Raw genomic sequence first — 13232 nt, forward strand, 5'->3', positions numbered from 1 at the left:
CTCCCGGCGAGTCCACTCACTTCTCTCTGGACTTCCGACGAGCGGAGCGAGTCGCGAAGCCAGAGTAAATTCGTGTCTGTTCGAGGCGGGATTTGAGCAGCGAGCAAATCTTCGATTTGCGAGTGAGTTCAAATCCCGTGAACTTCGTTCACGACCTTCGCAAACCACCGGTTTGCTCAGTCCCGGCGAGTCCATTTCTGAACGAAGTGAAGAAATGACGAGACGAGCGCTCGCCGTAGCGAGCTCCCGCAACCGAATCGTTGTGGCTGAAACGTATCGAGACAGGGCGTTAGCCCCCGTCTGAAACCTCACCCCTCGTCTTCGAACACGCTCATGTCCTTCGCCGCGAGGTCGGTCACGTGCTTGACGATTTCGGGGTCGACCTGCGCGATGTCGTCGCCGTCGTGGACCTGTTCGTTGTGGCGCTCGATGGCGTCCGCGACCTCCGAAAGCGGAACGCGAGTGGTCGTGTCGCAGGCCTCGCACACCACCGGAACGTCGGGAGCGTCGTCGTCGGTCATACCGAGTGGTTCCGCCAGCGACGGAAAAAACGAGTCGGTTCGTCGCCGCCGTCGTGTTCTGGAGTGCTCGCCCGCCCACGCGGTTCCCCCCACAGCCGTCGAACGATTCGAAGCCCTTATTTATTCGACCGGGGAATGAACGATTGCGTTTGAGGGCTCGTAGATCAGGGGTAGATCACTCCCTTGGCATGGGAGAGGCCCCGGGTTCAAATCCCGGCGAGTCCATTTCTGAACGAAGTGAAGAAATTGACGAGCCGAGCGCTCGCCGTTGCGAGCGCGTGGATTTGAAGCCCTACCAGTCGCGCACAGCGAACGAAGTGAGCGAGCACGTCTGGTTCCGGGTTCAAATCCCGTGAACTCCGTTCACGACCTTCGCAAACCTCCGGTTTGCTCAGTCCCGGCGAGTCCACTCACTTTCTTCCGTCGCTTCGCTCCGTCAGCCGTTCGTGGACTCGCCGACGTCACGTTCGTTTCACTCACGTGACTCCCGGCGAGTCCGCCACGTTCTGGGACCAGACCCTGTTACGGTGGGCTCTCGTCAGTCTCGGAGTCCGCGTCCGGCGACCTACACACCCGCGGTCCCGGAACTATCTCGGCGTCGCTGAGAAGATACCTATCGGACGGGTCTACTTACCTGACTGTCAGGTACCCCGCGAGGTTTTCACCCCGCATCTCCTTCAGGTAGGTAATGAGCGGTCGCCCCCGGGTTCCACTGGTCTATCGCGTCGTCAGAGACCGGACGGCGCAGACCTCGCCGATTGCCGTGGTGCTTCTGTTAGCGATTACGGTCGCCGGGACGACTGCCGTCGTCGCGCTCGGCGGCCCCGCCCTCGACGAGACGAAACAGGCGTCCCAACTGACGCGCGCCGAGCACTCGATGACGCTGTTCGACTCGCGAGTCGCCATCTCCGCGCTCGGCGAGGGCGAAACGCAGTACGTCGACCTCAGCGGCACCGGCGGCGGTTCCTACATCGTCGACGACGACAGCGGCTGGCTGAGCATCACGCACAAGAACTACACCGACGACGGCGACGACCAACCGCTTTACAACGAGTCGCTCGGGAGCGTCGAGTACCGCAACGGCGACGCCCGCATCGCCTACGAGGGCGGCGGCGTCTGGCGCACGCAGGACGGCGGCACGACGATGGTCTCGCCGCCGGAGTTCCACTACCGCGGGGCGACGCTGACGCTCCCGGTCGTCCGTGTCTCCGGCGACGGGTCGTCGTCAGGAGACGTGTCGGCGCGGGTCGCGGCGACCAAACGTGCCCGGAGCATCTATCCGAACGAGACGGCGGCGTACAACGAGACAGCGGGCAGTTACGACAACCCGGTCAGCAACGGCACAATCGTCGTGACGGTCCACAGCGACCACTACCGAGGGTGGGCGGCGTTCTTCGAGTCGCGGAGCGAGGGGACCGTGACGGTCGACGACGCCAACCAGACCGCGAGCGTGGAACTGGAGACACTCGGCCTCGTCGGCGAGTTCCAGATGCCGAACGAGGGCACCTCGGTCGACGTGCGCGGAATGGCCGGGAATCACAACGTCTCGGCGTTCACGCTCACGCTCTCGAACGACCAACACCTCCAGAACATGGAGTGGGGGATGTACTACGACGGCGACCAGCGCGACCTCGAACTCCACGTGCAGGCGGACGACAAGTGCAAGGGCGGTAGCTACGACGGCACGTTCGACCTGACGCTCTACTACGCCACCGAAGACGGCAAGTACCACGGCTGGCAGGCGACCGACCTCGACCCGGACACGAGCGACGCGGTGAGCATCGACTGCTCTGCGAGCAACCCCGAACTCAGCGTCGACTTCACCAGTTCGGAGACGATGACCTACGGCGACATTCAGTCGGACAAGGGCTTCGGTAACCAGAACAAGTGGCAGTTCGCCCCCGAAATCACGGACGGCGAGGCCTACGACAGCGTCACCTTCGACGAGCACGCCGCCGACAGCGGCCAGACGTTCTCGAAAGCCGACGGCGACACCGCCTCGATGGCGTTCGTCGTCAACCACTACTTCTCGCTCGCCGCCCCGCAGTTCGAACTGACCGTCACTGACGGGCCGGGCAACAGCCAGAGCGTCGACGAGTCCGGCTCGCGCGGCGAACTCGACTACGACCAGGCCGAGGGCGGCCAGTTCATCACCTTCCTGCACGTCACGGAAAACGAGGTCGAAGTCGACGTCGAGTGAGCGGGTCCGCCCGCCCACCCGACGGTCGCGGTCCGAGTCGGGTCCGGTTCGACTCAGTCGGCGAACGTCATGTCGACCGACGTCGAGACGACGTGAACGCGGGCCGTCTCGTTCACGTAACACGAGACGCTCGGGTACGCGTCCGGCGGCTCAACCACATCGTCGCAGGTCACGTCGGGGCGGCTCGATAGCTCTCGTTCCCAGAGCGCCGCGCGCGGGGAGCGAACGGTCAGGTTCACGTCGTACGAGCCCTCGGTCCGCGCGGCCAACACGTCGCTCGCGGCCTTGTCGGCGCGGATGAGGAACGTTCCCGACCCGCCGACGGCGGTCGTCGCCTCCTCGTCGGGCCGCGTCACGAACGCCGGAATCAACACCCGCTCGTCGGTGAGCACAAGCGAGGGTCGCCGGACGAACGTCCCGGTGTCGCCGCGAGTCCGGAAGAGCGCGTCGAACGCGTAGACGACTCGCTCGTCGCTGGCGTCGCTCTCGTAGACGATTGGCGACACCTCGTAGGTGTTGGTGAAGTTGACCGACGGGTCTCCCGTCCGCTCGCCGGAGACGACGAACTCGACGGGCCGGTCGAGCGTCAGGCTGGCGTCCTGAAGCTTCACCTCGGTCGCCCGACTCGGCGCGCCGCGGTCGGCGATGTCCTCCATGTTGTCCCCGAGGATGTCGAGGGCGCGTTCGGCGTTGTTGACGCGCTCGACGTCGCGGGCGTCTTGGAGGCCGGTCATCCCGACGGCGGTGACGAGGCCGACCATCGAGAGGACGATGGCGAAGACGAAGACGAACCCGAGCGTGTCGCTCACGGCGCGATTGCTCACGACGCCACCTCCACGCCCGACGATGGGTCGTAGGTGATGGTCACGTCGCCGCCGTCGACCCGGCTCGCGGCCAGCGAGGTCTCCGTCTCCACGGAAACGCGGACTGTCACCTCGGGGTCGGTCGAGGTAAGTACGAGTTCGTTCGACGCCGGCAGCACCTCGATGGTGTATGTCGTGCCGGCGACTCGCGGCGGCAGCCGAACCCTCGCCTCGACCCGCGACTCGCCGGGGGCGGCCCCGATTCGGTCGACCGATTCGATGCCGGCCGCGAGCCGGTTGCCGACGACGTCGAGTTCCGTCTCCGTGACTCGCTCGCGTTCGTCGGAGACGAACCCGCCGGCGGCGACCATCAACCCCGAGATGAGGACGACCGTGATGGTGAGCGTGAGGACGTAGCCGAGCGCCGTCGAGACGCCGCGGTCGGTCGAGCGGGGCCGAGCGCGGCTCACGCGCCTCTCGCGCCGAGCACGGTCACCCCGGTCGCCCGGAAGCGTCGGCGGCGTCACGCAATCTCACCCGGCGCGACCCGAAGCTCTCGGGAGACGTACGTCTCGCCCGACTCGTAGACGTACGAGACGGTGACGGCGTACAGCGCCTCCTGTGCGACCGGCGACGACCCGCTTCCCGCGGGTTCGTACTTCGTCGCGTCGAAGACCGTGGCGTTCGTCTCGTTCACGTACAGTTCGTAGGTCCCCTCGGCCTCCGACGCGTTCCGATACGAGACCGTGACCGAGCCGTCGAGGTCGGTGTGGACCGCGTCGAGCGGGTCGCAGGCGGTCCCGTTGAGTCGGCCGTCGGCGACGTCAATCGTGACGTAGTCACCCGCGTCGGCCGCGACGCTACAAGTCGTCTCCACGCCACCGGCGTCCTCGACGGCCACGAAGACCCGAGACGAGTCCCGGTAGACCGCGGTTTCGACCGCGTTCGTCTCGTCGTCGACGACGAGGTGGAACGACGACGCGTTCGACGTCGAAAGCGAGTCGCGCGAGACGTTGAACCGGACGCCGCGAACGCCGACGTCGCTCGCGAGCGTCCAGTCGGCCGTCTCGTTCCTGTCCGTGAAGTTCCGCGCCGCGTCGGACTGGGAGATTCGCGTGCCTCGGACGTGGCTGACGCGCTCGGCGTCCGTCGCGGCCCCCCTGACCGCGGCGAGCGTCGCGGCCGCGTCGCTCCAGTTGCCGAACGCTTCGTCGAACGAACCGGCGAGTTCGCCGTACGTGCCGCCCTCGCGGTTGACCTCGTCGAGGAGCGTCCCCGCTCCCGCCTCGACTGCGCCGCCGTGATTCACCGCGCCGTCGAGGTTCGTGTCGGTCGTGCGCGTGGCGAGGTTTTCGGTGTAAATCGCGGTGTTGAGCGTCAGCGCGAGGCCGACGAGGAGCACCGCGATTGCGAGCGCGGCGACGAGCATCAGCTGGCCGCGGTCGTCGCCGCCGAGACGTGGGAGGTCGTCAGCCGCGTCGCTCGCGCGCTCGAACGCGTCGGTCACATCCGCCATACGACCACCTCCACGTCGACGACGGCGTAGAGCGGTCCCGCGCTCCCGTCCTGTATGAAGTACGTCTCGTCGGTCTCGGCGGCGACCGATTCGAGCGTCTTCGTCGTCTCGACCGCGCGGGGGTCGCCGCCCGGCGACGTGCCCGGTTCGGTCAGCGCGTCGTCGTCAGCGAGCGTCACGAGTCGGGTCCGCGAGACGGCGTGGTCGCTCGGCTCGCCCATGTACACGAGGCGAGTCGTCCGCCTGACCTCCCGGTCGCGCAAGTAGTGCAGGTAGACGTTGAACGCGATGCCGCGGTCCAAGAAGGACTCGTCGAGCATCTCCCCGAAGGCGGTCGGCGGGCCGCCGTCGACGTAGTAGCCGCGCGCGTCGATATCGTAGAAGCTCCCGTTTTCGGGGTTCGTGAACAGCACCGTTCGCTTCAGCGCGCCGGTCTCGGCGGCCGCCGTCAGGACGCCGTCGGCGACGGCGGCCTGCTGGTTTTCGATGTGTTGGCTCGACGTGCTCGCGGTCAGGGGCGTCACCGCGGTCACTTGCAGCGCGAACGTGACGCTGGCGAGAAGCACCATCGCGGCGACGATGGCTTCGAGCGCGTGGGCCTGTGCGCGGGACACGGTCACCACACCCTCACCGATAGCTCGTGGAGGTCGCCGTCGAGGAGAACGGCCCGCCGGGCGGTGACGACGCTCCGGGTGGTCGGGACCGGCTCGCCGGTCGTCTCGACGACGCTTCTGTTCTGTGAGAGCGTGACGTTGAGCCCGTAGGACGCGCCGATGCCGGTCGCGGCGTTGGGGTCGGCGCTGCCGTAGTCGCAGTCGCCGGGGGGCTCGTCGGGCGAGTCCCCGTCGAAGAACGCCGCGGTACAGACCGGGTCGAGCACGTCGGGGTTCTCGTCGTCGACGAGCAGGCGCTGGGTGAGCGAGTCGGCGGCGCGGTTGGCGACGAGCGGGCGGTCCTGTTCGGCCTCGAAGGGGTCGAGAATCTGCGGGATGGTGCCGACGACCCACGCGACCGCGAGGAGGAAGATGCCGACGCCGACGGCGAAGTCGATGGTCGTCTGGGCGCGGGCGCTCCGACCGCTCGTCTCGCGGGCGTCGTCGCCGCCGCGTCGCCGCATCAGCCGACCACCATCCACACCGCGAGCGACAGCGTCTGGAGGATGACGACGAACTTGACCCCCGACAGAAGGTCCGCGTTGCGGATGTAGCCGCTGATGAACCCGGACAGCATCGCCTGGATGGTGACGCCGTGGAAGAACAGAAGCGACAGCAGGTCGGGGTCGATGCCGCCGCCGAAGCTCGGGCCGCCGGTCGTCGCGCCGCCGGAACTCGACGCCTGCGACGAGAGCCCGGCCATCACGTCGAGGAACTGCGTCTTCAGGATGGCCATCACCGCGAGCAGCGTCACGTACGTCATGAGGATGATGGCGACCTGCATCCGGGTCCGCGAGATGCGCTCGCGCTCGATGTCGTCTTGGTTCTCGGAGGCTTGGGCGGCGGTCGTCAGCACCTCGGTAATCTGGCTCGACGCCTCCTGTGCCTTCGTGATGAGTTTGACCGTCCGGGCGAGCCGCGGGATGTGGTATTTGTTGTTGAACTCGACGAGCGCCTCCTTGAGGCTCATCCCGTAGTGGACCTTCGCGTGCATCACCTCGAACTCGTCGGCGAGCTTCCCCGAGGAGGTGTCGGAGACGGTCTTGATGGATTCGAGGAGCGTCTGGCCGGTGTCGTTCGCGCTCGACAGCTTGCGGAGGTTGTCGGAGAGCTTTCCGGTGATGGCCGCCCGCGAGTGGACGTTCCACTCGTGGAAGGCGGTCAGCGGCACCGCGACGAGGTAGACCGGGACGTAAAACCAGATGAACGTCCCCCAGACGGGGTTGGCAATCATCCCGTCCCACGTCGTCGGGGCGGCCCCGCCGGCGACGGAGACGCCGAGGAGCGCGAGCGCCGCCGGGACCGTCAACGCGAGGGTGAAAAGCGGATGCCGCTTGAAAAACAGGTGCGGGCGGCGCAGGAGCTCTTTCGTCTTGAACGTCCCCTCGCGGGACTTGATGCGCGAAAAGAGGCTGAACTCGCCGACGTAGCTCTCGACGAGCCCCATGTGGACGAGGCCCTCGCGCTGTTGGCCTTGCAGGCGGTCGCTCTCGTCGTCGGGGCTGAGAAAGCCGTCGCCGATTTCGTCCTGTTTGACCGTCGAGACGAGGACGAGAAAGCCGACGCCGGTCAGCGGGATGAGCCCGTAGACGGTCGCGTACAGCAGCCTCGACTGGGCCTCCCCGAGCATGCTCATGATGACGAGGATGATGATGAGAAGCAGCGGGAACAGCGACAGCGTCATGTACATCTCGCCGAACAGCTCCATCGTCTCCAGCGTCTGTTCCTGCTGTTGTTTCGCGGTTCGGAGGTGCTTGTCCTTCTTGTCGTCGAGGAAGCCCTGCATGTCGCCGCCGGAGTTGACGATAGAGAGCATGTCCGTCAGGAACTGCGAGAGCTCGTCGGAGGGGGTCAAAAGCGCCTGCTGGCGGATGGCGTTGCGGTAGTCGGTCCCGAAGTACTCCGTCTCCTGGACGATGCTCTGGAACTCCCGAGAGACCTCGCCGTAGGTGTCTTCGGCACGGGCCATCGCCTCCAGAATCTCCAGTTGGTTCAGCCCGCCCACCGAGAGGGCGTACATGAACGAGACGGCGTCCGACAGGAGCATGTTTATCTCGCGTTTGCGGGCGGACGCCGTCGAGTACGGGATGGCGACGAGCGTCCCGAACCCGCCGGCGAAGCCGAGCGACCCGAAGACGAGCCCCGAGACGACGACCGCCGCGGGCATCGCGAGCGACCGAAGCGTGTCCGCCGTGGCCTCGCTCCCGACCGGAATCCCGAGGCTCACCGAGTCCGCCGAGACGAGCCCGAGCGCGAAGACGCCGTAACCGACGAGCATCCCGACGAGCCACGACACGAGCCCGACGAGCACGCCGACCGCGAGCGCTCGCGAGAGGTAGAGTTCGACGGTGTCGGGCATCCGGGCCTGCTGGAGTTTCGTTTCGATGTCGGAGACGAACTCTCCGTCCTCGTCGAAGAGGAGCTGAAACAGCGGGTAGAACGCGTCGCCGAGGGTGTCGGTACTGCGGTCGAGCCCGCCCGAGGTCTTCGAGTCGAGATTGCTCATCTACGCTCCCTCGCCGGAGTCGGAGCCGCGCTCGCCCGCGTCGTCCGGGGGGTCGTCGGCATCGACCGCCTCGAATCCGCCCCACGTCTCGTCTTCGTGGCCGCCCTCGTCGCTTCGGCTCGGTTCGTCGTCCGGGTCCGCGGGCGACCCCGACTCCGACCCCGATTCCGACCCCGGTTCCGCTCCCGACTCCGATTCCCCCTCGATACCGAACGCGCCGAAGAAGTCGTCGAGGTCTGCGCCGTCGTTGGGGTCGGAAAACGAGACGCCGTCGTCGTTGAACCCGAACGGGCCGTCGTCGTCTCCGAAACCGCCCGGTTCGTCGTCGGCGTCGGTGTCGTCAGGGGCGGTGTCGTCGGTGTCGCCCTCGTCGGCGTCGCGTCCCGCGTCCAGCGCCGGCGTCTCGCTCTCGCCGTCGAGCGACGAGGGGCCGCGGTCGCCGTCGATTTCGGGCGTGTCGTCGCCCGCGTCCAGTTCGGCTCGGTCGCGCCCCTCGTCGAGTTCTGGGTCGCCGCTCGACGCGTCGAGCGAGTCGAGTTCGTCCCGCTCGCCGGGGGTCGCCTCCACGTCCGGGGCGTCGCGCATGTGGTTGAGCGCCTCCGCGACCTCGCCCACGTCGCGGTCGCGGTAGTCGGGGAACAGTTCGTCTTCGGCCCGGCGGAGGATATCCTTCGCCAACTGCCGGACGTGTTCGGGCGGGTCGGGCCGGGGGACCATCGCCTCGCTGTCGGGGTCGATGTTGATGTGCACCGATTCCATCTCCCGGAGGTCTTCGAGGCTGCGTTCGAGGTCGTCGGTCGCCATCAGCCCGAGGATGGTGTCCTGGTCGTTGATGAACGCCTGGAACGTCGCTGCGACCTGCGTGTAGGTGTTGAGCCCGCGGTCGATGAGGTACGCGAGGATGACCTGTCGCTTGAATATCTCCAGTTCGACCGTCTCCTGATTCCAGCCGCGGTCGAACTTTATCTCTTCGAGCGTGTTCGACGAGCCCATCTGGAGGAACTCGTCGGTCTCGGCCTGCCACTGGTAGACGTCTTGGACGTTAATCTCGTCGTTTTCGGGGTCGTAGTGGTTGATTTCGGTGAGCGATTTGTTCCGGCGCACCTTGTTGCCGCCGACCCGCGTCGAGGTCTGGATGGACACGAGGTCGAGGGCGGTGAACATCGTCTTCGAGACGTTGATGGGCGCGGTCGTAAACCGCTTGAGCACCTCCCCGACCGAGTCCGCGTGGAACGTCGTGTACGTGGTGTGACCCGTGGACATGACCTGGAACAGCGTCCGCCCCTCCTCGCCGCGAATCTCGCCCATGACGATGTAGTCGGGGCGCTGGCGGAGGGCGGCTTCGAGCAGGTCGAACTCGTCCACGTCGCCTTTGTCGTCGTCCGCGAACGACGGCCGGGTGACGGAGGCAATCCAGTTGCGCTGGGGCAGTTCGACCTCGCGGGTGTCCTCGATGGAGACGATTTTCGTGTTCGACGGGATGAAAAGCGAGACGGCGTTGAGCGAGGTGGTCTTCCCCGATGCCGTGCCGCCGGCGAAGATGAGACTCTTGTCGTTTTCGATGCAGAGCCAGAGGAACGCCATCTCCTCCAGCGAGAACGTCGACCAGTTGATGAGGTCGATTGGCGTGAAGGGAACGTCCTTGAACTGGCGGATGGTGTAGTTCGTCCCGTGGTCCGACACCTCGCGGCCGAGCGTGAGCTGTGCGCGCGACCCGTCGGGGAGCGTCGCGTCCACCTGCGGGCGGCGCTTCGAGATGCCCTTCCCCGAGCGCTGGGCGAGTTTCACGACGAAGTCGTCGAGTTCGCCCTCGCCGTGGTAGACGTTCGAGATGATCTGCTCGTAGTCGGAGTGGTAGACGAACACCGGCGAGTTGTAGCCGTCGCAGGAGATGTCCTCGACGTTGATGTCGTGTTTGATGCCGTCGATGCGCTCGTAGCCGATGAAGTCGCGGCGGAGGTAGTACTGGAGCTTCCGCACCTGGTAGTCGTTCAGGACGTCGGCGTCGTCGGCGAGGACCGCGGACTCGGGTCGGGCCGCGATGCCGTCGATGCCGCCGAGCGGTTCGTCCTCGTCGGCGGTTCGTGCGCGACCGCCGAAGACTGCGTTCAGCCCCAACCGAGAACCGAGACCGCCGAACCGCCCGGAGGTCGCGGCGGTCGTCGAACCGTCGGCCGACGAGCCGTTGCCGCCGCCGAAGAGACCGCCCAGTCCGAGCCGGGACGCGAGGCCCGACGACTCCGCCGCGCCGTCAGCGTCAGCGGCCGCGTCGGCGGTCGAACCGTCGTCTCCGGCCGCCGCGGCCGCAGACGCCGACGCCGGCGGGTCGTAGAGGTCGTACCGCGAGAGCAGTTCGTAGGTCTCGGCCTCGATGACCCGCCCGCGGTTGTCGCGGCCGCCCTCGACGACGCTGTCGTCGCCGTACTTGATGGCGGTCCGAAGCTTGTTGGTGAGGAACTCCGTCAGGTCGTCTTCGATGCGGTTCAGGTGCGGTTCGACGACGTAGTACTTCTTTTCGTTCTCCTTGACGGAGTGGAAGATGATGACGAACGCGTAGGGTTTGTTCACCCAGTACCGTTCGACCTCGCGGAAGTGCGTCTTCTTCTCCACCGGGACGGCCTTTTCGAGGTCGTAGCGGTTCGCCAGCGTGGTCGTGCCGTCGACGCTGGAGAAAAACGCGTCCTCGTCGAACTCGGGGTCGACGTCGACCGTTCGCTCGTCGACGACAGCGGCCAGTTCCTCGGCGCGCTGGCCGGCCCGCGCGACCGCGTTCTCGATGTGGTCGGGGTCGAAGCCCAGCGCCGCCTCGCCGTCGAAGGGGACGATTTCGCCCGCCGAATCCCGCGGGCGAGCGCCGTCGTCCTCGTAGTAGTACTCGCGTTTGTAGTGTTCCCACAGCCAGACGCCCTTGACGACGGGCGTCGTCTCGGGGTCGCAGAAGGCTTCGAACTGCTCATTGAGGTTCTTCGCGTGCGCGCCGCGGTCGCCCACGAACGCCGCCACGTCGACCGGGTGACAGTCGAGATACTCCTCGGGGTCGAGGCCGACGCGGTCCCAGTCGGCCCGGGTCGGCGTCGACGCCGACCCGTCGTCGTCTTCCCACCGGGACGTACCGGGCGCGTCGCGTTGCGTCCGCGGGTCGCTCCCGTAGAGGGATTCGACATCGCCGTCGCTCCCGTACTCGTCGAGAAAGTCGGCCCACGTGTACGACCCGACGCGCGCGTTCGACGCCTGCTTCGGAGCGGCGTCACTCTCCGCCGGCGACGTCACATCGCCGGATAACGCCTGTTGGTCTCCTCCGTCGGCGTCGTCGGTTGCCATTGTCACCGGGTATTCGGGCCGATGGAAAAGTCTTTTTCCCAATTAACTCACAATTTAAGGTCTGTTTAAGTTCTATTTTTATACTCATTTATGTAGGGTCGGTATCGACTCCCCGGCCGAGCGCACCGTTAAAGTAGGGATTTATCTCCAGCAGGGTCGGCGTATGGCGTGAGTCCCGCGAGCGAAGCGAGTGGAACGCAGGAACGGCAGCGTCAGGAACGACGTGAGAGCGTCTGGCGTGACGGGATTGAGCACACGCGGAGCGGTTGCGATGTACGCGGCGTCGCCCGAACAAACGAAGTGAGAGAGGTCGGCGCGGCGGGATTCGAACCGGACCGAGACTCACTTCGCTCGTCTCGTAGGATTACGAATCCCGCATGGTGCGTTATCGGACTCGCTCCGCCGTCACGACCACGGGCGTGACGGGAGTCCCTCGAGCGAAGTGAAGTGGGACTCAGGAACGCCCGCTGAACGAACGCAGTGAGAGAAGCGGGCGTGACGGGATTCGAACCCGCGATCGAGAGGTTAGGAACCTCTCGCCCTGTCCACTAGGCCACACGCCCCACGGCGCTGTCTCTCAGGATCGGTCAAAAATCGCGTGGTTCGCGCTGGGCGGACAGAAGAGAGACAGTGAGCTGTGGTCAGTTCGACGATTCCGTCGAAACCGAGTCGGTCGAAACCGAGTCGGCGGAACTCTCGCTGGTCGCGTCGTCTTCGTCTTCGTCGTCGTCGCCCGTCATGTCCTGCAGTTCGTCTTCGATCTCTTCGCGGCCGCGCTGGAACTCGCCGATGGCCTGCCCGGAGGACCGAGCGAGCTTCGGAATCTTGTTCGCGCCGAACAGCAAGACGACGATGAGCAGCACGACGAGCAGCTCGGGCCCGCCCGGGAGTCCCGGGAACAGTGGGGTGATGGTCTCGAACATCTATTTCTGCGTTACCTAGTGGCAATTATAGGCTTTTTGCCTTCTACGGGTTCTGGAAAGACGGAATATCGGCGCGTCGGAACGCCCGCATCCGCCGAATCGACACGTCTCGGCGCGTCACTCCTACGAAAAGCTTGTGGCCGGTGTGTCGAGCGCAGTCGGTCGGCCGCTGCGGGGGCGGCCAGCGAGCCCGCCGTCGGCGGTACCCCTGAATTTCCGCCGACGGTGAAATAATGTGGGCGGAGTCGAACACCCTCGTATGGTATCAGTCGGCGACGCCGCCCCGGACTTCACCGCACCGCTCACCGACATCGACGGCGACATCGAGTCGTTCACGCTCTCCGAGAATCTCGACGACGCGCCCATCGTCCTCGCGTTCTTCCCCGCGGCCTTCACCGGGACGTGCACCACCGAGATGTGCACGTTCCGCGACCAGATGGCGAACTTCGAGGACGTCGGCGCGACGGTGTACGGTATCAGCATCGACACGCCGTTCACGCTGACGGAGTTCGCCGAGCAGAACGGCCTCAACTTCGGCCTCATCAGCGACACGAACCGCGAACTCGTCGACGCCTACGACGTGGCGATGGACTTCGCGGACCTCGGCGTCAACCGCGTGGCGAAGCGCGCGGTGTTCGTCGTGGACGGCGACGGCGAGGTCACCTACGCGTGGGTCAGCGACGACCCCGGCGTCGAACCCGACTACGAGGCGGTCGAGGCCGCCGCCGGAAAACTCGAAGCGCCGAGCGAGGCCGCGTAGGACCGAGACACAGCGTGACGCGGTAGCGC

The 13232-nt window shown here is 66.1% G+C and carries 11 protein-coding genes and 2 tRNA genes; 3 read left to right on the plus strand and 10 right to left on the minus strand.

Annotated features, from left to right (window positions below; all coding sequences use genetic code 11):
* Positions 1 to 308 precede the first annotated feature (308 nt).
* Positions 309 to 521, minus strand: a complete 213-nt coding sequence (locus E4P24_RS06080) for a hypothetical protein (protein WP_004063824.1) — start codon at positions 519 to 521, stop codon at positions 309 to 311.
* A 153-nt stretch (positions 522 to 674) separates the two neighbouring features.
* On the opposite strand from E4P24_RS06080, the gene E4P24_RS06085 reads away from it, so the two are divergent.
* Positions 675 to 746 (plus strand) — tRNA-Ala (locus tag E4P24_RS06085).
* A gap of 463 nt (positions 747 to 1209) precedes the next feature.
* Complete coding sequence (locus tag E4P24_RS06090; RefSeq protein WP_144858696.1) at positions 1210 to 2721, plus strand: hypothetical protein; 1512 nt, start codon at positions 1210 to 1212, stop codon at positions 2719 to 2721.
* A gap of 53 nt (positions 2722 to 2774) precedes the next feature.
* Here E4P24_RS06090 and E4P24_RS06095 read toward each other — a convergent pair whose 3' ends face one another.
* The 9 genes from E4P24_RS06095 to tatAt form a co-directional block, all read right to left on the minus strand.
* The gene (locus E4P24_RS06095; RefSeq protein ID WP_188148242.1) at positions 2775 to 3545 is read right to left on the minus strand and encodes a hypothetical protein; all 771 of its coding nucleotides are present in this window, start codon (positions 3543 to 3545) and stop codon (positions 2775 to 2777) included.
* Positions 3542 to 4051 (minus strand): hypothetical protein, encoded by a 510-nt coding sequence (locus E4P24_RS06100; protein ID WP_008609211.1) that lies wholly within the window; start codon positions 4049 to 4051, stop codon positions 3542 to 3544. The genes E4P24_RS06095 and E4P24_RS06100 overlap by 4 nt, the downstream gene beginning before the upstream one ends.
* Positions 4048 to 5040, minus strand: coding sequence for a hypothetical protein (locus E4P24_RS06105; protein ID WP_188148243.1), 993 nt, complete (start codon positions 5038 to 5040; stop codon positions 4048 to 4050). Before E4P24_RS06105 ends, E4P24_RS06100 begins: the two co-directional genes overlap by 4 nt.
* A complete protein-coding gene (locus E4P24_RS06110; RefSeq protein ID WP_006600446.1) occupies positions 5028 to 5663 on the minus strand; it encodes a hypothetical protein in 636 nt (211 codons plus the stop codon). The genes E4P24_RS06105 and E4P24_RS06110 overlap by 13 nt, the downstream gene beginning before the upstream one ends.
* The gene (locus E4P24_RS06115) at positions 5657 to 6157 is read right to left on the minus strand and encodes a hypothetical protein (RefSeq protein WP_115802442.1); all 501 of its coding nucleotides are present in this window, start codon (positions 6155 to 6157) and stop codon (positions 5657 to 5659) included. The genes E4P24_RS06110 and E4P24_RS06115 overlap by 7 nt, the downstream gene beginning before the upstream one ends.
* Positions 6157 to 8199 (minus strand): type II secretion system F family protein, encoded by a 2043-nt coding sequence (locus tag E4P24_RS06120; protein WP_115860089.1) that lies wholly within the window; start codon positions 8197 to 8199, stop codon positions 6157 to 6159. The genes E4P24_RS06115 and E4P24_RS06120 overlap by 1 nt, the downstream gene beginning before the upstream one ends.
* Entirely contained in the window at positions 8200 to 11520 is a 3321-nt protein-coding gene (locus E4P24_RS06125) for a type II/IV secretion system ATPase subunit (protein ID WP_188148244.1), read from the minus strand. It lies immediately after the preceding gene.
* 490 nt (positions 11521 to 12010) lie between these two features.
* Positions 12011 to 12083 (minus strand) — tRNA-Arg (locus E4P24_RS06130).
* A gap of 78 nt (positions 12084 to 12161) precedes the next feature.
* Positions 12162 to 12443, minus strand: a complete 282-nt coding sequence (gene tatAt / locus E4P24_RS06135) for a Sec-independent protein translocase protein TatAt (RefSeq protein WP_004063801.1) — start codon at positions 12441 to 12443, stop codon at positions 12162 to 12164.
* 259 nt (positions 12444 to 12702) lie between these two features.
* Here tatAt and E4P24_RS06140 point away from each other — a divergent pair, with 259 nt between their 5' ends.
* Positions 12703 to 13203, plus strand: coding sequence for a redoxin domain-containing protein (locus tag E4P24_RS06140; RefSeq protein WP_004043778.1), 501 nt, complete (start codon positions 12703 to 12705; stop codon positions 13201 to 13203).
* Positions 13204 to 13232 lie beyond the last annotated feature (29 nt).

Source organism: Haloferax sp. AS1 (genome assembly GCF_014530665.1).
Lineage (GTDB): Archaea > Halobacteriota > Halobacteria > Halobacteriales > Haloferacaceae > Haloferax > Haloferax volcanii.